Below are 20,324 nucleotides of genomic sequence, written 5' to 3' on the forward strand. Positions count from 1 at the left end.
TTGTCAGATATTTTATTTTTGCAGCATGTTAGATAATTTTAATAACGAATTTTTTGGAATAGGCATCCAAAATGGAAAAACTCCAGAAAACCTAGGCGTATTGTGGAGATCGGCTCAAAATTTAGGTGCAAGTTTTATTTTTACCATAGGTAATCGATATGCTAAACAAGCTTGCGATACCCATAATGCTGTAAAAGCAATGCCATACTATCATTATAACAATTTTGAAGATTTTTACAACCATTTACCAAAAGGAACGCGATTAGTTGGTGTCGAGTTAACAGAGCAAGCAATTCCGTTAGAAACGTTTAATCATCCCAGAAGATGTGTATATTTATTAGGTGCAGAAGATCATGGATTGTCAAAAGCTGCAATCAAAAAATCACATTTTTTGGTTAAATTTAAGTCTCAATTAAGTTTAAATGTGTCTGTAGCTGGAAGTATTGTGATGTATGATAGAGGAATTAACAAACCAAGGTCGTAACTTTGTGTTGTATTAAATAAGTTAAAATGAAACATAAAGCAGGTTTTGTAAATATCATAGGTAACCCAAATGTTGGAAAGTCAACTTTAATGAATGCATTTGTAGGTGAAAAGCTATCTATAATCACTTCTAAAGCACAAACAACTAGACACAGAATTTTAGGTATAGTTAATGGTCAAGATTTTCAGGTTATTTTAAGTGATACTCCTGGAATTATAAAACCAGCGTATCAATTACAAGCCTCAATGATGGATTTTGTAAAATCCGCTTTTGACGATGCGGACGTTTTAATTTATATGGTTGAGATTGGCGAAAAAGAATTAAAAGACGAAGCCTTTTTTAAAAAAATAACCAACGCTAAAATACCTGTTTTACTGTTGCTAAATAAAATTGATAAATCCAATCAAGAACAGTTAGAAGAACAAGTACAATTGTGGGCTGAAAAAGTGCCAAATGCAGAGATTATTGCAATTTCCGCTTTAGAAGGCTTCAATGTAAAAGAAGTCTTTGATAAAATTATTGAACTACTTCCTGAATCTCCAGCTTACTACCCTAAAGATCAACTAACGGACAAGCCAGAACGATTTTTTATAAATGAAACCATTCGTGAAAAAATATTGATGCATTATAAAAAGGAAATCCCTTATGCTGTAGAGATTGATACTGAGGAGTTTTTTGAAGAAGAAAACATCATCCGAGTACGTTCTGTAATTATGGTAGAGCGCGAGACCCAAAAAGGAATTATTATAGGTCATAAAGGTGCTGCTTTAAAACGTGTTGGAGTTGAAGCTAGGAAGGATTTAGAAAAATTCTTTGGCAAGCAAATTCATTTAGAGCTATATGTAAAAGTTAATAAAAACTGGAGAAGTAACCAGCGACAATTAAAACGTTTTGGTTATAACCAATAGTGTTATTCATCTAATACTTCACTCATAAAGGTATACAAATCGGTCATTTCTTTTTGATTTGAAGATTTGCTTACACGTCCAGAAAAGTATAACACAAACCAAATAATAACCATCAATACCATGCCCCAAAGTTGTAATTGGTAGTCCTCCTTTAATGCATAGTTTGAGTAAGCCCAAATACAAAACGCAATAAATAATCCAGCAACCGCAAAGTGTAAAAACATAAATAAAGTCCAAACGGTTGGATTAGGACCAAACAAACCATAAAGTTGACTTTTATTTTGGTCTATTTCGTTTATTTCTAAATGTAATTGAGGTGACCAAAATTGTTGTTGTGCTTTTGGTAACTTGATAAACACATGGTCATCAACTCTTGAGACAATATATCGATTTTGATTGTGTTTTTTATGTTCAAAAGCTTCTAAAACAGAGGTGTGGCTTTTGTCTAATTCAATTTTAAATCGTGGACGTAGTACGATATCGTTTAGATTCTCATTCATAATAAACTCATAATGAATGTAAAATACTACTTTTTCTCAAACTAAACACTACCTTTGCACTCGCTTACAGGATATGTAATGCAGATAAAATTTTGAAATATGAGTAATATAGTAGCAATAGTAGGAAGACCAAACGTGGGTAAATCCACTTTTTTTAATAGACTAATCCAACGTCGTGAAGCCATAGTAGATGCGGTGAGTGGTGTGACTAGAGATAGGCATTACGGAAAAAGTGATTGGAACGGAAAAGAATTTTCGTTAATCGATACTGGTGGTTATGTAAGAGGAAGTGATGATATCTTTGAAGCAGAAATCGATAAGCAAGTAGAATTAGCTATTGATGAAGCAGACGCCATTATATTTATGGTAAATGTTGAAGATGGAGTAACAGGAATGGATGAAGATGTGGCTAGATTACTTCGTAAAGTGACAAAACCAGTATTTTTAGTCGTTAATAAAGTAGATAATGGTAAGCGTGCTGAAGATGCTGTAGAGTTTTATAGCTTAGGTTTAGGCGACTATTACACTATTGCAAGTATTAATGGAAGTGGAACTGGAGACTTACTAGATGCTTTGGTTGAAGCATTACCTGAAGTAGAAGAGGACGAAGAAGAAGAAGTACTACCGCGTTTTGCTGTAGTAGGTCGTCCAAATGCTGGAAAATCTTCATTTATTAATGCTCTAATAGGCGAAGATAGATACATTGTAACAGATATTGCTGGTACAACCAGAGACGCTATAGATACTAAATATAATAGGTTTGGATTTGAATTTAATTTAGTTGATACAGCAGGAATCCGCAAAAAATCTAAAGTAAAAGAAGATTTAGAATTTTATTCTGTAATGCGAAGCGTTAGAGCTATTGAGCATAGTGACGTGTGTTTATTAGTTGTTGATGCTAATAGAGGGTTTGATGGACAAGTACAGAATATTTTTTGGTTGGCAGAACGCAACAGAAAAGGTATAGTTATTTTGATAAATAAGTGGGATTTGGTAGAAAAAGATCATAAATCTACTAACGAATTTGAAAAACACATCCGCAAACAAATAGAACCTTTTACAGATGTACCAATTGTATTTATATCAGCTTTAACTAAGCAACGTATTTTTAAAGCTATTGAAACTGCTGTGGAAGTCTATAAAAATAGATCTAAGCGTATTAAAACAAGCGAACTTAACGAGACCTTACTTCCTATTATAGATAATTATCCACCACCTGCTTATAAAGGTAAATTTGTAAAAATTAAATACATTATGCAACTGCCAACACCGCAACCGCAATTTGCTTTTTTCTGTAATTTACCACAATATGTACGTGATCCTTACAAACGTTATCTAGAAAATAAACTACGTGAAATTTATGATTTTAAAGGTGTACCAGTAAGTGTATACATGCGAAAAAAATAATTTTTACATAAATTAAAAGGATTTTACTTTTTAAAAATTCTGGATTATTAAGATTTTTTTATCACAAAATGGCAATAAAAATAGGTACATTTATCGTTAGTTAAGTGTATGATGAATTTTAAAAGCATTTTCTTTCTCTGTTTGTTTTTAGCCTATTGTGTTAGTGGTTACAGCCAAGACAATCCGCCTACAATCACTGCAACGGGTTTAAATCAATATTGTCCAGGAGAAGCTGTGCCGATTGTGGATAGTGTTACTATTACAGATCCTGATCCAGGAGATACAACTTTAGATATCATAGTTATACAAATTTCGCAAGGATATAGTTCTGTTGAAGATGAATTGGTTTTGAGTGGTGTACACCCTAATATTTCTAGCTCTTGGGATTCATCCCTAGGCCAATTAACCTTATCTGGTAACGCTACTTTTGCAGAATATGAAGCTGCTATTGAAGCAGTAAATTTTCAGACTACACAGATATTATTTTTAGGGGATAAATTTTTTTCGATAAATATTGGTAATGCCAATTACTTACCTACAACGGGTCATTATTATTTTTATGTAGAAAGTTTGGGTATTACATGGGAACAAGCAGAAGCCAATGCTAGTACAGCTACTTTTTTTGGTTTACAAGGATATTTAGCAACGTTAACTACGCCTCAAGAATCACAGTTGGCAGGCACACAGAGTCAAGGAACTGGATGGATTGGAGCTACCGATGAAGAAACAGAAGGTGTTTGGAAATGGGTAACTGGACCAGAAGCTGGTACTGTGTTTTGGATTGGAGATTTTAATGGTGCACCACAAAATGGTGAATTTAGTTTTTGGAATATAGGAGAGCCTAATGATTTTGGAGGTAATGAGGATTATGCTCATATTACAGATCCTAGCATAGGTTTTCCTGGAGCTTGGAACGATTTGCCAGTAACAGGCTCTTTAGAAGCTGGTAATCCATATCAACCACAAGGATATTTAGTAGAATTTGGAGGTATGCCAGGAGATCCTGTGGTTAATTTGTCTACAAGTACATCCATGATTATGCCAAGAATATTAAGTGTTAATAATACAGATGGATGTGCAAACGAGCCAATAGAACTATCAGTAACAGCTAATACAGATACTGTGTTTTGGTTTGAAGGTCAAACCTCTACGACTGTTCTAAACGAAGGATTAAATTACAGTGCAACAGTATCAAGTTTAACAGTCTTCTGGGTTGCACCTGTATTTGATGGCTGCTCCTCTACAGGAATTAGAATACCTATAATTGCATCAGTCGATGCTACTCCTGAAGTAAATGATATTACAATTTCTCAATGTGATGATACCCTAATTAGTGATGGTATAACCGTATTTAATTTAAATACATATTCTGAAAGCTTTGCTGGTGTTGAAACCGATGACAGAGAGATAAATTATTATTTTGATATTGGATTAACTCAACCTATAAATGGTGATAACTATGCCAATGTAACTAATCCACAAATTATTTTTGTTGAAGTCATTAACACAGATACTGGTTGTACTGATGTTGCAGAAATTACTTTAGAGGTTAACACTAGCTTAGTCAATGATGTTACGTTGCAAGCCTGTGATGATGATATAGCTGATGGTATTACAACCTTTGTTTTATCTGATGCTGATAGTCAGATTTTAGGAGGTTTACCAGCAAATTTAACCACAGCGTTTTATTCTACCTACAATGATGCTTTGTTAGGCCAAAATCCATTGTCAAATACTTTTGATAATACCATCCCATATAACCAAACTATATACACCAGAGTCTCTGAAGATAACAGTTGCTATGGTATTGCAGAGGTGTTTTTGGTTGTTAATCCTATTCTGCCCATTGAAAACAACGAGGTTGTTTATTATTGTACTAACCTATTTCCAAATACAATTACTTTATCAACTCAGGTTACAGATCCTAACTATAGTTTTATTTGGTCAACAGGTGACACTACTTCAGCAATTCAGGTAAACCAAGAAGGAGCCTATACTGTTGATATTATAAATAACAATACACTTTGTTCTCAAACAAAAGTATTTACAATATTAAATTCTAATGTAGCTACAATAGATTCAGTTAATGTTATCGATGTATCTCAAAATAATTCTATAACAATTAATGTTAGTGGAGAAGGTACTTACGAATATGCATTAAATTTTAATGGACCATATCAAGCATCTAACGTATTTAATAATATTGAGGCTGGAGAATACACAGTATATATTAAAGACACCAAAAGCGATTGTGGTACTATATCTATAACAGTTTACGTTTTAGGTTATCCTAAATTTTTCACACCAAATGATGATAATATAAACGATACTTGGCAAATTAAAGGGATACCCTCAAATTTTCAAGCAACATTTAGGGTTAATATTTATAATCGTTTTGGTAAGTTACTTTATACCATGGATAATCCTAATGATAGTTGGGATGGAAAATTCAATGGTATCAAATTACCTACTTCAGATTATTGGTTTACTGCGTTTCTTGCTAGAGGAAAATACTTTACGGGTCATTTTACTCTTAAAACAAATTAAAACTACTTTTTTATGTTTCTTTTAAGACCACTAGTACTAGAACAATGTTATTTTCGTTTAACAAAATAAATAGCTTCTAACTAAGCTTTTAATAGATCAATCAAAACCCATGCAAAAACTAATCACTATTGCTGCACTTTTGTGTATTTCAATTTCATTTGGACAATCTAAAAATTTCAAGATTAGCGGTCAGATTTTTGCAGACTTAGACAAAATGCCACTAGAAGCAGCAACAGTATATATAGAGCGAGTTAAAGATAGTAGTCTAGTAACCTATACCATTTCAGAAAAAGACGGATCATTTAATCTCGAGGATGCCACTTCAGAAGACAGCTTAAATCTATTAGTATCTTACGTAGGTTATAAATCATTTAAACAAAAAATTGCAATTGATAAAGCTGTTATTGTTATTCCTAAAATTAATTTACAAATTAGCAATGCATTAGACGAGGTGTTAATTAAATCATCAGCTCCAATTACTATTAAAAAGGATACCTTAGAATTTAATGTAAGTTCTTTCAAAACAAAAAAAGATGCTACTGTAGAGGATTTACTAAAACAACTCCCTGGAGTTGAAATAGATGAAGAAGGAAAGATTAAGGTAAATGGAAAAGAGGTGAATAAAATACTGGTAAACGGAAAGCCTTTTTTTGGTAATGATCCATCCATAACAATCAAAAATTTAACAAAAGAAATCGTTGAAAAAATTCAAGTAGTCGATACTAAAACTAAAAGTGAAGCTTTTACAGGTGAAGAAGGCGATAAAGAGAATAAAACTATAAACCTTACTATTAAAGAAGAAAATAATAAAGGTGTTTTTGGTCGTGTGGCAGCAGGAGTAGGTACAGATAAGCGATACGAATTTGCAGGTATGTTCAACCGGTTTGATAACGACCAACGTATAAGTGTTTTAGTGGGAGGAAACAATATCAATTCACCAGGTTTTAGTTTTGGTGAAATAGAAAAAATGTTTGGTAATGGAGGCTCAACTTGGTTTAGTAGTAATGGATCCTTCAGTGTAAATGGGCGACAATTTGGAGGTGGACAAGGTATTACAACTTCCAATTTAGCAGGTGCAAATTATGCGGATGCCATAGGCGAAAAGACAGAAGTAGCAGCAGATTACTTTTTTTCTAATAGTAACTCGGAAAATGAAACTGCATCACAACGTGAAACTATTTTATCAGACTCAAGATTTTTTTCAAATTCTAATTCAAGTTCTAGTAATGACACTAGAAGTCATACTATAAATTCTGATTTTGAAATTAAAATTGATACCACATTAATGATTAATATCAAACCAACATTTACAACGTCTAATAGCACTACAGATTTTAAGAGTCAAGACGAAACGTTAAACGAAGACCAGAACTTAACTAACCAATCCGTTTTAAACTCGTTTGTAGAAAATAACATTAAAAACTTGTCTAACGAAATTAGTGCCACAAAAAAGTTTGGCAATAAGGGAGCATTTTTAAGATTTGGTTTGGATAATAGTTTTAATACTAATGAAAGTGAAGATTTTATTAATTCTAATACCGAGATTTTTGGAACTAATCCTGAAACTATAAACAGAAACCAATTGACGGATGGTGATAATAAAAGTAATAATTTTCAAACAGACATAAGTTACAGATTACCAATTAAAGACAAAGAGTTATTTATAAATTTTGATTACGAATATCAACGCAATAAAGACGAAAACATTCAAAGTACATTTGATTTTAATACTGTCTCCAATGATTACGATATTTTTAATGAATCACTTAGTACAGATTTTGAATATACAGATATAAGAAGTACTCCAGGTATTAGTTTAAGTTACCGTAAAGAAAAATGGTCTGCACGTTTTGGAGCAGATTATGTATTTAGAACTTTAAAAAACCAAGATGGATTAAGACCACAATTTAATGTAGAGCGTGATTTTAAAGCTATAGAATTAAACTCTAATTTTAATTATAGATTTAATAAAAAAGCTTCAATTTATGCTAGTTATAGATTGACTAATAATCCACCTTCTCTAAGACAGTTACAAGCGTTTGAAGATGTATCAAATCCTTTAAATACTGTAATTGGTAATCCTAATCTAGAACCTACAAACGAACATAGAATTTACTTAGGTTTTAATGCTTACAATTGGCAAGAACGTACTGGGTTTTATATGTACGCCAACATAACAAAACGCCAAAATGCTGTAGTGTCTAGAACCACAATTGATCCAGAAACGTTAAAGCGTATTACAACTTATGATAATGTGGACGGTAACCAAAATGGTTACTTTGGTGTAGATTACAGTAAGCGATTTAAAATAGATTCATTACAATCTCTGCGTATTAAAATTGGTAATTGGTCAAATTTTTCAAAAAATATCAACTATAATAACGATGTGCTATATGCAAGCAATGTGTTAAGTACAACGCCAAATATTGGTATTGACTATGTTTATACTAGTGTTTTTGAATTTAAACCACGTTACCGTTTGTCATTTACTAATAATAGATATGATATTGAAGCTTTTGAAGACCGTAATTTTACGTCCCATAATTTAGTCTTAAATACTGCTTTCTTTCTTCCAAAAGGATTTGAATGGCGAAATGACATCACTTATAATTATAATCCAAACATCGCAGATGGCTTTCAAAAAGATGCTTGGTTTTGGAATGCAAGTGTATCCTATTCAGTATTAAAAGATAAAGGATTGTTAACCTTAAAGGTTTATGATTTGTTAAACCAAAACACTAATGCTAGGCGTATCGCTACTCAGGATTATATTCAAGATACTCAAAGTACTGTATTGCGTCAATACTTTATGCTTAATTTTAGTTGGAAATTTAATAGCTTAGGTGCAAAAGGAGAAACATCAGGAAATGGACATTACTACATCGATTAATGCCATTTTATTTTTATCGAATCTAATGCTCGAAGTACTCCTTCAAAATAGTTATCTTCTTTAAAATAAGGGATTAATATATTTTCTATTAAATCATAACAAACAGCGTCAGTTAAAATTTTTTCTGTTCCGTAGCCAGTTGCAAACGCAACTTGTCTATCCATTTTAGAAATTAATAATAGTAATCCATTATTTTTTTCAGCTTGCCCAACACCAAGTGTTTGACCAATTTTTGTAGCATAAAATAAAGCATTTTGGTTGTTTGGAATGGAATCAATAACATAAACACAAATTTGATTTGTGCTAGTGTTTTCATAATCAATAATAACTTTTGAAATAGAATCTACTTCTTTGTCAGAAAACAAAAATGCATGATCTTGTACAACTGATGGATTAGCGATTATTGAGGTTTCTTTGTCACTTTTGCATGAAATAAAATAAGTAAAAACTAATAAAAGTGTAAGAAAACGCATTGTATTTAGATGTTTAATGAAGTTTATTAATATAAGAGCAAACATTGCTTACTAAACGCTGAACATTGTAAAAACTATATTTTACCATCCTCCAGAAGCACCTCCACCACCAAAGCCACCTCCACCGAAGCCACCACCAAATCCGCCTCTTCCAAAGCCACCTCCAGAAGAACCGCCAAAACCACCACCAAAGCCACCAGAGCCACTTCTGTAGCCACCTCGACCAGAATTACTTAATATAATTGCTTCAAGTATATCTCGTGTAGTATTGCGACCTCCTCCAAAACTATCAGTGTTATTTCCTCCTCTACGGTTTTTTGAAATGGAAATTAAAATAATGATAAATACAATAATTAAAAAGAATATAACTCCTATAGGAAATCCTTGAGATTGACCTTGACGTGTTCCTTGGTATTCTCCTAATAGTGTGTCAATAATAGCATCAACACCACTATTTAAACCACCATAATAATCGTTTTGTTTAAAATAAGGTATGATATCATACTCAATAATTCTAGAACACATCACGTCTGTTAGCAAGTGTTCTACACCTTCACCAGTACTAATATTTATTTTTCTATCATCTTTTGCCAGTAGAATAAAAACACCATTATCTTTATCTGCACTTCCACCAATTCCCCATTGTTCTCCCCATTGAGCTCCTAAATAGTTGATATACTCGCCTTCAGTAGAAGGTATAATGGCAATAACTATTTGGGTTGAGGTGGTATCAGAGTATTTTACAAGTTTATTTTCTAAGGTTTGTTTTTGACTGTCAGTTAGTAAACCTATATAGTCATATACAGCATCAGGATTAGCTTTAGTAGGCTTTTCAGGTATTTTATATTGTGCAAACCCATTACTAAAAGAAAGTAATGTCAATAAAACAACTAGTTTTCTAAGTTTGAGTAAAAACTGCTTACTGAATTCCGAACACTGCATACTAGCCATCATCCTTTAGAAATCGTATTTGATAGTTCATTAGTGTTGAAATCATCTACAGGAAAATGTGCTTTTAACTGTTGTCCTGCATGCAATACACCATCAACTAAACCTTGTTTAAAAGCACCATTTTTAAAATGTGCTTCAATTATGGATTTAGTGTCATCCCAGAAGTTTTTCGGGACTACTTTATTAATACCTTCATCACCATAAATACCAAACTTATGGTCGTTTACAGCTACATAAATTAAGACACCATTTCTGTCTCTAGTATTATGCATTTTTAAAACGGAAAACACCTCTAGTGCTCGTGCTTCAACATTTGCATTACAGGTGTTTTCAATATGTATTCTTATTTCTCCGGACGTATGATCTTCTGCTACGCGAATAGCTTCAACAATCTCTTGCTCTTCAATAGCTGTTAAAAAAGATTCTACGTCTTCAGGTATCATATTAATTTATTTTAGTCAAATTTAAATTCAACATTTGGAACATTTTCAGAGCCTGGATCAGCTTTATAGCGTGCCATTTCTTTAAATCCAAATAGACTAGCTAGAATCTTATTTGGGAATTTGGTAGTATAAATATCATACTTATTCACAGCTTCATTATATCTGTCTCTAGCAATATTTATTCTGTTTTCAGTACCTTCTTGTTGCTTTTGAAAATCTCTAAACTGATCCGTAGTTTTTAATTCTGGATAGCGCTCAAAAGAGGCAATAAGTCTACTAAACGATCCACTTAATTGGCTTTGCGCTTTTTGAAACATCTCAAGCTTCTCTGGTGTCAAATCGTTTACATCAATATTTACTGATGTTGCTTTCGATCTTGCTTCAATCACTTCATTTAGTGTTTTTCTTTCAAAGTCTGCAGACCCTTGTACAGTACTTATAACGCTACTGTATAAGTCGTTTCGTCTTTGGTATGTACTTTCTACATTAGACCAAGCTGTTTTTGCATTAGCTTCTAATGTAACAGCTTCGTTGTTTACGCCTACACCCCAAGAATATAAAGCAAAAGCTATAATTCCTATAATAATTAAAGGCACAAGTAGTTTTTTCATAATAGTTGGTTTTAAAGTTGTTCTTTTAATTTAATTAATTGATTCTTAACACCTTCTAATTTAGTTATAATTTCAAAATTGTTAAGGGTTTTCTTTTTTTCTTCTTTTAAATGAATTTTTGCACCTTCTAAAGTAAATCCACGTTCTTTTACCAAATGATAAATTAATTGTAAATGTTTAACATCTTCTGGTGTAAACTTACGATTGCCTTTTGCAGTTTTTTTGGGTTGAAGCACATCAAATTCTTTCTCCCAAAATCTAATTAAAGAGGTGTTAACACTAAAGGCTTTGGCAACTTCACCAATAGTGTAATATCGTTTTTCTGGAAGGTCAATAATCATTAATCTAAAGATTGATTTTCTAAAGAAGCACGTTCTAGCAATTTGTTGAATTCTTCAGGTGTTAAACTTCCGTAATAGAAATTAATTGGATTGATTCTGTCACCATCTTTAAAGATTTCATAATGTAAATGTGGTGCTTCAGATCGTCCTGTGCTTCCAACAAAGCCAATTAAATCACCACGTTTTACTCGCTGATTTTTTTGGACATTGTATTTGTATAAATGTGCATATAATGACGTATAACCATAACCATGGTTTATTCTTATGTGTTTTCCGTATCCAGCAGAGTTGCTGTCTGCACGCTCAACAACTCCATCTCCAGATGCATAAACTGGTGTGCCTCTTGGTGCTGTAAAATCCATTCCCCAATGCATTTTTCTTAATTTAGTAAAAGGGTCAGATCGCATTCCATAACCAGAAGCCATTCTAGTTAAATCTTTATTATTTACAGGTTGTATGGCTGGAATAGCCAATAATAATTTTTCTTTTTCTTCAGCTAAAACAGCAATTTCATCTAACGATTTGGATTGTACGACAATTCGTTTAAGTAATTTGTCAATACGTTTATTGCTATTTATAATTAACTCAGAATTATCGTAGCCTTCTAATTTTTTATATCTATTTACACCTCCAAAACCAGCTTTGCGTTGTTCTTCTGGTATTGGATTAGCTTCAAAATATAAACGGTAAATCGCATTGTCACGATCTTCAATATTTGCTAAAACGGTTTCTGCTTGTTCCATTTTTTTGTTTAGCAAATCATATTGTAATTCTAAATTAGAAAGTTCACGTTTTAATGCCTTTTCTTTTGGAGACTCAAAATAATGACTACCAATAAAAATAAAAAGAAATCCAAATAATGCAGACGCTAAAATAAATATAGAGATATACTTAAACGTTCGTCTTTTTCTACGCTCAATTTTCTTGTAAGAGAGCGTTTCAGAATCATAATAATATTTTACCTTACTCATTATCTAATTTATACTATTTTTGCAGTTGTTAAGGCTGAATTTTTCAGCCATCAAAATAGTAACGTATAACAAATATATAAATTGTTTTATTAAGCCTTAAGCTAATGCAAACAAGATTATTAACATTATAGCATGAACTCTCAAGACATACGCGCAACATTCCTAAATTTTTTTAAAGACAAAAAACATAGTATTGTACCTTCTGCACCAATGGTTCTAAAGGATGATCCAACATTAATGTTTGTAAATTCTGGTATGGCGCCTTTTAAAGAGTTTTTCTTAGGAAATGCACAACCAAAAAATAACCGTATTGCAGATACTCAAAAATGTCTAAGAGTGTCTGGTAAGCACAATGATTTAGAAGAGGTTGGTTATGATACGTATCATCACACCTTATTTGAAATGTTAGGTAATTGGTCTTTTGGTGATTATTTTAAAAAAGAAGCAATTGCTTGGGCTTGGGAGTTATTGACAGAAGTTTACAATATTGATAAAGACATTTTATACGTCACTGTTTTTGAAGGTAGTGATGACAAGGATAACCTTAAAATGGATACCGAAGCTTATGATATTTGGAAACAATACATCAGCGAAGACCGTATTTTAAAAGGAAACAAAAAAGACAACTTTTGGGAAATGGGTGAGCAAGGACCATGTGGACCTTGTAGCGAAATTCATGTGGATATTCGTACTCCTGAAGAAAAAGCTAAAGTAGATGGTAAATCTTTGGTAAACGAAGATCATCCTCAAGTGGTTGAAATTTGGAACTTAGTTTTCATGCAATATAACCGTAAAGCAGATGGAAGCTTAGAAGGTTTACCAAATAAACATATTGACACAGGAATGGGTTTTGAACGTTTGTGTATGGTTTTACAAGATGTGAAATCTAATTACGACACTGATGTTTTTACTCCTATTATTAGAGAGATTGAAACCATTACTGGAAAAGATTATAATAAAAACGAAAAAATAGATATTGCCATTCGAGTGATTTCTGATCATGTGCGTGCAGTTGCATTTTCTATTGCAGATGGACAATTACCAAGTAATACAGGAGCTGGTTATGTTATACGTCGAATTTTAAGACGTGCAGTCCGTTATGGTTTTACCTTTTTAGATAAAAAAGAACCTTTTATCTACCGTTTGGTCAATGTCTTGACCGAAAAAATGGGTAAAGCATTCCCAGAACTTAAAGCACAAAAGCAATTAATTGAAAACGTTATAAAAGAAGAAGAAACATCTTTTTTACGCACATTAGATCAAGGACTCGCTATTTTAGATCGTATAGTTGATAATGCTACAGATAAGCAAGTGTCAGGATCTAAAGTGTTTGAGTTAAAAGATACCTATGGTTTTCCTGAAGATTTAACAGATTTAATTTTACGCGAAAAAGGATTTTCATACAATAAAGAAGAATATAATAAACGCCTAAAAGAACAACAAGATAGAGGTCGTGAAGCTTCAGAGTTAAAGTCAGACGATTGGACTATATTAATTCAAGATGACGAGCAAGAATTTATTGGTTATGATCAATTAGAAGCTAAAGTCAAGATTACTAAATATCGTAAAGTGGTTTCTAAAAAAGATGGAACCATGTACCAATTGGTATTTAACTTAACACCATTTTACGCAGAAGGTGGTGGGCAAGTAGGTGATAAAGGATATATACAAGCTGCAAATGGTGACGTGTCTTATATAATAGATACAAAAAAGGAGAATAATATAATTATACATTTAACTAAAGAGTTACCTCGTGATGTTAATCAAACTTTTATTGCAAAAGTAGATGAAAAACAACGTTACAGAACCGAGTGTAATCATACAGCAACCCATTTGTTACATCAAGCTTTAAGAGAGGTGCTAGGTGATCATGTAGAGCAAAAAGGTAGTGCAGTACACTCTAAATATTTACGTTTTGATTTCTCACATTTTTCCAAAATGACAGTTGAAGAATTACGTGATGTAGAAAACTTTGTAAATGCACGTATCGAAAGTAAATTACCATTGCAAGAAGGTCGTAATGTGCCAATGGAAAAAGCAATAGCAGAAGGTGCTATGGCGTTATTTGGTGAAAAATATGGTGATGCTGTGCGTACTGTGCGTTTTGGTCAATCTATAGAATTGTGTGGAGGAACACATGTTGATAATACAGCAGATATCTGGCATTTTAAAATTATATCAGAAGGCGCAGTGGCTTCTGGAATACGTCGTATTGAAGCAATTACTAATGATGCAGTTAAGTCTTATTTTCATGAAAACAACAGAACATTTTTTGAAATGAAAGACCTGCTTAATAACGCTAAAGAGCCAGTAAAAGCTTTACAAAATCTTCAAGACGAAAACACAAACCTAAAAAAGCAAATCGAACAGTTGTTAAAAGATAAAGCTAAAAATATTAAAGGCGAATTAAAGTCTGAAATAGTGGAAATTAACGGAGTTAATTTTTTGGCGAAACAACTAGATTTAGATGCTTCAGGAATTAAAGATTTGTGTTTTGAACTAGGTAGTCAGTTTGAAAACCTATACTTATTATTTGCTGCAGAAAATAACGGAAAAGTTATTCTGACCTGTTACATTTCTAAAAATTTAGTTGAATCTAAAGATTTAAATGCTGGAACCATTGTTAGAGAATTAGGAAAACACATCCATGGAGGTGGTGGTGGCCAACCATTTTTTGCAACAGCAGGTGGTAAAAATCCAGAAGGTATAAAAGATGCTCTGGAAGCAGCAAAAACATATATCGTTTAATTTGTTATTACTGCAAAAGTAGAAATCCACATTATGGAATTTCAAACCGAAATAAAACTCAAAAAGCAAGAAGATAATCAAATAGATTATCACTCTAAAGTATTGCTTTTAGGATCGTGTTTTTCGGAGAATATCGGAGAGACTTTCGAGTATTACAAGTTTCAGAACTACATTAATCCATTTGGCGTTTTATTTCATCCTAAAGCAATCGAAACCTTAGTTAGTAATGCTTTAAACGGTAAAAAATATACTGAAAATGATATTTTTTTAAACAATGAACAGTTTCATTGTTATGATGCGCATTCTAGAATAAGCAACCCAACCAAAAGTTTAGTGTTACATCAATTAAATGCTGCTTTACAAAAAACTAATCATTACTTAAAACATGCTACACACGTAGTCATAACCTTAGGTACTGCTTGGGTATATCGTTTACAGGACACTAAACAAATAGTAGCTAATTGCCATAAAATGCCTCAAAAACAATTTGATAAGACATTGTTAAGTGTTGATGATATTCTGTTATCGCTTCAGGTTATAACTAATCAAATAGAAAAGGTAAATCCTAACGTGAATATCATTTTTACAGTATCACCAGTGCGTCATGTAAAAGATGGATTTGTTGAAAATACTCAAAGTAAATCACATTTAATTACAGCTATTCATCAGTTTTTGCATCGTCAATCATCAATCAAAAATCATAAATCGTATTATTTTCCTGCTTTCGAGATTATGATGGATCAATTACGCGATTATCGTTTTTATAAAGAAGACATGATACATCCTAATGCTATTGCCATTCAATTTATTTGGGAACGTTTTAAAGAAGTTTGGATATCAAAATCTGCTGAAGAAACTATTGAAGACGTTACATATATTCAAAAAGGTATTCAACACAAGCCATTTAATCCAAAGTCTGAAGCCCATTTAAAATTTATTGAACAATTAGAATCTAAAAAACAATTATTAGCAATAAAGTTTCCGCAAATTAAGTTTGATTAGATTGTAATCAATTGATTTGTAAGTATTTTAATACGAAAGGTGTGTACAACTAATTAATACTCTTTTGGTCGAAAAAAAAATGAAAAATATATAAACAGCATTACTTTTAAAGTGCTATTAATCAATCTTCATATTAAACACCAACTAACTAATCACCAATCTGATTTTTTAAGTTGGTGTTTTTTGTTTTAAATCTTTCATTTTATTGTATTTAATATAAAAAACATGTTCCGTTTTTATGTATTTTTAACTCATGCGAAAAATTATAATAGGTATTGTCTTAGCGTTTGTTATTTCCTTTATTTTTAAAAAATGTACAGAAGGAAAAACTAACCAAACCATCATAAACGAACATTCGGCATTAATAGCCAAAGAAATTAAAAACGTTGGTAAACTTATTGTTACGGAAGGCTATTTCAGTGATGCTTATAGTTATAAAAATTCTAAACCAATTTTTGCTAATTTAACCTCAAATAAACAGGCTTTAATTATTGTTAATGCAGAAGTTACAGTAGCCTACGATTTAAGTAAAATAGAATTTGCAATTGATAGCACTAATAAAATATTGAAGATTAAATCTATTCCTGAAGAAGAAATTAAAATCTATCCAGAATTAGAATATTACGATATTGAAAGTGGATATTTTAACGAATTTGATGCAGATGATTATAATAAAATAAAAAATATAGTCAAAGAACGAATCACTAAAAAAGTAGAAGCTTCCAACTTACGCATTAACTCAAAAAATAGATTGATTAGCGAGTTGTCAAAATTCTATATACTAACCAACAGTTTGGGTTGGACCTTGCAATACAACGATAACAAGATTGATAATCAAGATAAATTAGAAATTCTTAAATTATAGTTTGTTATAAAGGCTTTGCCATCCTCCACCATTCATGGCTTCCACACCTTGACTACGTAAAATAGCTGCAGCGCTTCCAGATCGCATACCACTAGCACAACAGGTAATAATAGGTTTATTCCATTGTTTTATTTCTGTAGCTTTAGCTTGGATTTGTTGTAAAGGAATGTGTTTTGAACCAGGAATAGCTCCAGAGTCATATTCTGCTTTAGACCTAACATCTAAAACAATAGCACCTTTGTCTTGAAATGATTTAATCTTATCAGCTTTATTCCCAAACAAAAATCCAAATAATCCCATAATGTACTTTTTTATATAAATTTACAATCACAAATATATCAATTTTGAAACAAGCTATTAGCAAAGACAACATTATCCATACTGCAGCTAACTTATTTAAAGATAAAGGATACAGTGCAGTTACTATGAGAGATTTGGCGTCGCAAATGGGTATTAAAGCAGCCAGTTTGTACAATCATATCAACTCTAAGCAAGATTTACTTAAAACTATAGTTATTACTATTGCAGAAGAGTTTACAAATGGGATGGATAACATTGTGGCTTCTAATACATCAAATATTGAAAAACTTAAGCACATAATAGCTTTGCATGTTAACATTACCGCAAATAACACCAGTGGTATGGCATCTCTTAATAACGATTGGATGCATCTTGAAGATCAATTAGACTATTATTTAAAACTCAGAAGTGATTACGAAACCAATTTTTTAAAAATTATTAAACAAGGTATCGCGTCTTCAGAAATTAAAAATACTAATCCAGAAATAATCATGTTTTCTATGTTAACAACTTTGCAGTCCCTATATCTTTGGATTCCTAAAAAAGAAGATCTTAATGCTAACGATCTAGCCTATACCTTAAGTCAAGTCCTCATTGATGGAATTAACAACTAATTAAGAATTATATTTTGTATCTTTGTTATCTTAACTAACAAGTGTTAGTTTAATATTAAGTAATTGATATGGCAGAATTTCACAACTTAAGAGTTGCAGATATATATAAGGACACAGAAGATACTTCTGTCGTAACATTTGACGTTCCTTTAGAATTATATCAGGCTTTTCAGTTTAGGCAAGGACAGCATTTAACTTTAAAAGCAGATATAAATAACGAAGATGTTCGTCGTTCATATTCTCTGTGCTCAAGTCCTTTGGACAATAAATGGCAAGTAGCAGTAAAACTAATTCCTGGTGGGAAATTTTCAACCTATGTAAATGAAACTTTAAAAACTGGTGACCAAATAGAAGTCATGGCTCCAAGCGGAACATTTGGTGTCGATTGCCAGCCAAAAAAGTCAAAAAATTATTTGTTTTTCGCAGCTGGTAGTGGGATTACTCCAGTGTTGTCAATGATTAAAGCGCACTTGGCTCAAGAGCCAAATGCAACTTGCAAGCTATTTTATGTTAATAAAACAGCAAAATCTATTATCTTTAAAGAAGAACTAGAGCAGCTTAGAAATAAATACTTTGGAAGATTAGAAATTTATTATTTCTTAACCAAAGAAAGAAGAGATATCGAGTTGTTTAATGGACGTTTTGATGATGAAAAGATGAAAGTGCTAACAAATACTTTTATTGATATTCCAGATACAAGTGAAGTCTTTTTATGTGGTCCAGAAAAAATGGTAAACTATGTAAGTGAGTATCTAATCAATGCAGGATTACCAAAAGAATTGGTCCATTTTGAATTGTTTGTCACTGGATTAACCGAAGAAGATATAAAAAGAGCAGAACGTTTAGTAAAACAAAATGTAGAAGGTACACAAGTAACTATTGTTGATGGTGGAAAAGAGTTTTTATTCACCATGACAAAAGAATATGACAATATTTTAGATGCTGCTTTAGGTGCAGGAGCAGACTTGCCTTTCGCCTGTAAAGGTGGTGTTTGCAGCACTTGTAAATGCGAAGTGAAAGAAGGTAGTGTAGAAATGAAAATTAACTACGCATTAGACGACAAAGAAGTAGCACAAAATTTGGTATTAAGTTGTCAAGCTGTACCAACATCAGACAAAGTTGTAGTCGATTTTGACGTGTGAGCCAAAAGGCGAACATTCCCACGAAAGTGGGAATCTCATCAATAGTTTATTCATTGATGAATTGAAAAAAGATGTCATTCCGAGTGTAGACGAGGAATCTCAGATATATAGAAAAAGAAAAATTAACTCGCTTGTGGCCAAAAGCCAATAGCAAAAAGCTAAAGAAAATGAGTGAAGAACAGATTAAAAGTTTAGAGAAACAGTTCGAAGAGCGCATCGCAAGAGACGAAAAAATCGAACCAAAAGATTGGATGCCAGAAAAATATCGAAAAACGCATATTAGACAAATGTCTCAACATGCCCATTCGGAAATTGTTGGGATGCTACCAGAAGGTAATTGGATAACAAGAGCACCATCTTTAAGACGTAAAGTAGCCTTGTTAGCAAAAGTGCAAGATGAAGCTGGACATGGTTTATACTTATATTCAGCAACAGAAACTCTAGGTATTTCTAGAGAAGAAATGTATGAGCAACTGCATACAGGAAAGGCTAAATATTCCTCAATTTTTAACTACCCAACTATCACTTGGGCAGATATGGGAGCAATTGGTTGGTTAGTAGATGGTGCAGCTATTATTAACCAAGTACCATTATGCAACACCTCTTATGGACCATATGCAAGAGCGATGATTCGTGTATGTAAAGAAGAAAGTTTTCACCAACGTCAAGGTTTCGAAATCATGATTAAACTAGCGCAAGGTACTCCAGAACAAAAGGAAATGGCTCAAGATGCTTTAAACCGTTGGTGGTGGCCAAGTTTAATGATGTTAGGACCAACAGATGATGTGTCTGTGCATACAGAACAATCTATGAAATGGAAATTAAAACGTAAATCTAACGACGATTTACGTCAGCAATTTATAGATCAAACTGTGCCTCAAGCTGATTTAATCGGATTAACCATTCCAGATCCAGATTTAAAATGGAATGAAGAACGCGGAAGTTATGATTTTGGAGTAATTGATTGGGACGAGTTCTGGCAAGTGGTAAAAGGTCATGGTCCAATGAACAAAGAACGTATGAAGGCAAGAGTTGGTGCGTGGGAACGTGGTGAATGGGTTCGTGATGCAGCTATGGCTCATGCTGAAAAGAAAGCTAAAAGAAAACAAAAACAAGCAGTATAAATT

19 protein-coding genes are annotated in these 20,324 nt (G+C 32.4%); 11 read left to right on the top strand and 8 right to left on the bottom strand.

Annotated features, from left to right (window positions below; all coding sequences use genetic code 11):
• The first annotated feature begins 25 nt into the window (after positions 1-25).
• Complete coding sequence (locus Ollyesu_RS07690; protein WP_279300653.1) at positions 26-484, top strand: RNA methyltransferase; 459 nt, start codon at positions 26-28, stop codon at positions 482-484.
• A gap of 26 nt (positions 485-510) precedes the next feature.
• Positions 511-1,392, top strand: coding sequence for a GTPase Era (gene era, locus Ollyesu_RS07695; RefSeq protein ID WP_279300654.1), 882 nt, complete (start codon positions 511-513; stop codon positions 1,390-1,392).
• Between the two features lie 2 nt (positions 1,393-1,394).
• Here the strand turns inward: era and Ollyesu_RS07700 are convergent, their stop codons facing one another.
• Positions 1,395-1,892: a GTP-binding protein gene (locus tag Ollyesu_RS07700; protein ID WP_279300655.1), complete on the bottom strand. Its 498-nt coding sequence runs from the start codon at positions 1,890-1,892 to the stop codon at positions 1,395-1,397.
• A gap of 99 nt (positions 1,893-1,991) precedes the next feature.
• Between Ollyesu_RS07700 and der the strand changes: the two genes are divergently transcribed.
• The 3 genes from der (at position 1,992) to Ollyesu_RS07715 (ending at position 8,736) form a co-directional block, all read left to right on the top strand.
• A complete protein-coding gene (der, locus tag Ollyesu_RS07705; protein ID WP_279300656.1) occupies positions 1,992-3,299 on the top strand; it encodes a ribosome biogenesis GTPase Der in 1,308 nt (435 codons plus the stop codon).
• Between the two features lie 108 nt (positions 3,300-3,407).
• Positions 3,408-5,846: a T9SS type B sorting domain-containing protein gene (locus Ollyesu_RS07710; protein WP_279300657.1), complete on the top strand. Its 2,439-nt coding sequence runs from the start codon at positions 3,408-3,410 to the stop codon at positions 5,844-5,846.
• 109 nt (positions 5,847-5,955) lie between these two features.
• Entirely contained in the window at positions 5,956-8,736 is a 2,781-nt protein-coding gene (locus tag Ollyesu_RS07715) for an outer membrane beta-barrel protein (protein ID WP_279300658.1), read from the top strand.
• Here Ollyesu_RS07715 and Ollyesu_RS07720 read toward each other — a convergent pair.
• The 6 genes from Ollyesu_RS07720 to Ollyesu_RS07745 all read right to left on the bottom strand — a co-directional run bounded on the left by Ollyesu_RS07720 (position 8,733) and on the right by Ollyesu_RS07745 (position 12,526).
• Complete coding sequence (locus Ollyesu_RS07720) at positions 8,733-9,209, bottom strand: TPM domain-containing protein (protein ID WP_279300659.1); 477 nt, start codon at positions 9,207-9,209, stop codon at positions 8,733-8,735. The genes Ollyesu_RS07715 and Ollyesu_RS07720 overlap by 4 nt on opposite strands.
• 81 nt (positions 9,210-9,290) lie before the next feature.
• Positions 9,291-10,091: a TPM domain-containing protein gene (locus Ollyesu_RS07725; RefSeq protein WP_347567241.1), complete on the bottom strand. Its 801-nt coding sequence runs from the start codon at positions 10,089-10,091 to the stop codon at positions 9,291-9,293.
• Positions 10,092-10,159: 68 nt separating this feature from the next.
• On the bottom strand, positions 10,160-10,603 hold the full coding sequence (locus Ollyesu_RS07730) for a TPM domain-containing protein (RefSeq protein WP_279300661.1): 444 nt from the start codon (positions 10,601-10,603) through the stop codon (positions 10,160-10,162).
• 11 nt (positions 10,604-10,614) lie between these two features.
• Positions 10,615-11,214: a LemA family protein gene (locus Ollyesu_RS07735; protein WP_279300662.1), complete on the bottom strand. Its 600-nt coding sequence runs from the start codon at positions 11,212-11,214 to the stop codon at positions 10,615-10,617.
• Positions 11,215-11,225: 11 nt separating this feature from the next.
• Complete coding sequence (locus Ollyesu_RS07740; protein ID WP_279300663.1) at positions 11,226-11,555, bottom strand: MerR family transcriptional regulator; 330 nt, start codon at positions 11,553-11,555, stop codon at positions 11,226-11,228.
• Positions 11,555-12,526 (bottom strand): M23 family metallopeptidase, encoded by a 972-nt coding sequence (locus Ollyesu_RS07745; protein WP_279300664.1) that lies wholly within the window; start codon positions 12,524-12,526, stop codon positions 11,555-11,557. Before Ollyesu_RS07745 ends, Ollyesu_RS07740 begins: the two co-directional genes overlap by 1 nt.
• A 132-nt stretch (positions 12,527-12,658) precedes the next feature.
• On the opposite strand from Ollyesu_RS07745, the gene alaS reads away from it, so the two are divergent.
• From alaS to Ollyesu_RS07760, 3 genes are all read left to right on the top strand, one after another.
• Entirely contained in the window at positions 12,659-15,274 is a 2,616-nt protein-coding gene (gene alaS / locus Ollyesu_RS07750; protein ID WP_279300665.1) for an alanine--tRNA ligase, read from the top strand.
• A 33-nt stretch (positions 15,275-15,307) separates the two neighbouring features.
• The gene (locus Ollyesu_RS07755; RefSeq protein WP_279300666.1) at positions 15,308-16,276 is read left to right on the top strand and encodes a GSCFA domain-containing protein; all 969 of its coding nucleotides are present in this window, start codon (positions 15,308-15,310) and stop codon (positions 16,274-16,276) included.
• 253 nt (positions 16,277-16,529) lie between these two features.
• Positions 16,530-17,141 (top strand): DUF4230 domain-containing protein, encoded by a 612-nt coding sequence (locus Ollyesu_RS07760; protein WP_279300667.1) that lies wholly within the window; start codon positions 16,530-16,532, stop codon positions 17,139-17,141.
• Here Ollyesu_RS07760 and Ollyesu_RS07765 read toward each other — a convergent pair.
• Positions 17,136-17,441: a rhodanese-like domain-containing protein gene (locus tag Ollyesu_RS07765; RefSeq protein ID WP_279300668.1), complete on the bottom strand. Its 306-nt coding sequence runs from the start codon at positions 17,439-17,441 to the stop codon at positions 17,136-17,138. The two genes, Ollyesu_RS07760 and Ollyesu_RS07765, sit on opposite strands and share 6 nt — an antisense overlap.
• A gap of 44 nt (positions 17,442-17,485) precedes the next feature.
• On the opposite strand from Ollyesu_RS07765, the gene Ollyesu_RS07770 reads away from it, so the two are divergent.
• From Ollyesu_RS07770 to paaA, 3 genes are all read left to right on the top strand, one after another.
• Entirely contained in the window at positions 17,486-18,055 is a 570-nt protein-coding gene (locus tag Ollyesu_RS07770) for a TetR/AcrR family transcriptional regulator (RefSeq protein ID WP_279300669.1), read from the top strand.
• A gap of 68 nt (positions 18,056-18,123) precedes the next feature.
• Positions 18,124-19,197 (top strand): 2Fe-2S iron-sulfur cluster-binding protein, encoded by a 1,074-nt coding sequence (locus Ollyesu_RS07775; RefSeq protein ID WP_279300670.1) that lies wholly within the window; start codon positions 18,124-18,126, stop codon positions 19,195-19,197.
• A 167-nt stretch (positions 19,198-19,364) separates the two neighbouring features.
• Positions 19,365-20,321 carry a 1,2-phenylacetyl-CoA epoxidase subunit PaaA gene (paaA, locus tag Ollyesu_RS07780; RefSeq protein WP_347567242.1) on the top strand — a complete coding sequence of 319 codons (957 nt, stop codon included), beginning with the start codon at positions 19,365-19,367 and terminating at the stop codon, positions 20,319-20,321.
• Positions 20,322-20,324: the final 3 nt, after the last annotated feature.

This window comes from Olleya sp. YS, assembly GCF_029760915.1.
Lineage (GTDB): Bacteria > Bacteroidota > Bacteroidia > Flavobacteriales > Flavobacteriaceae > Olleya.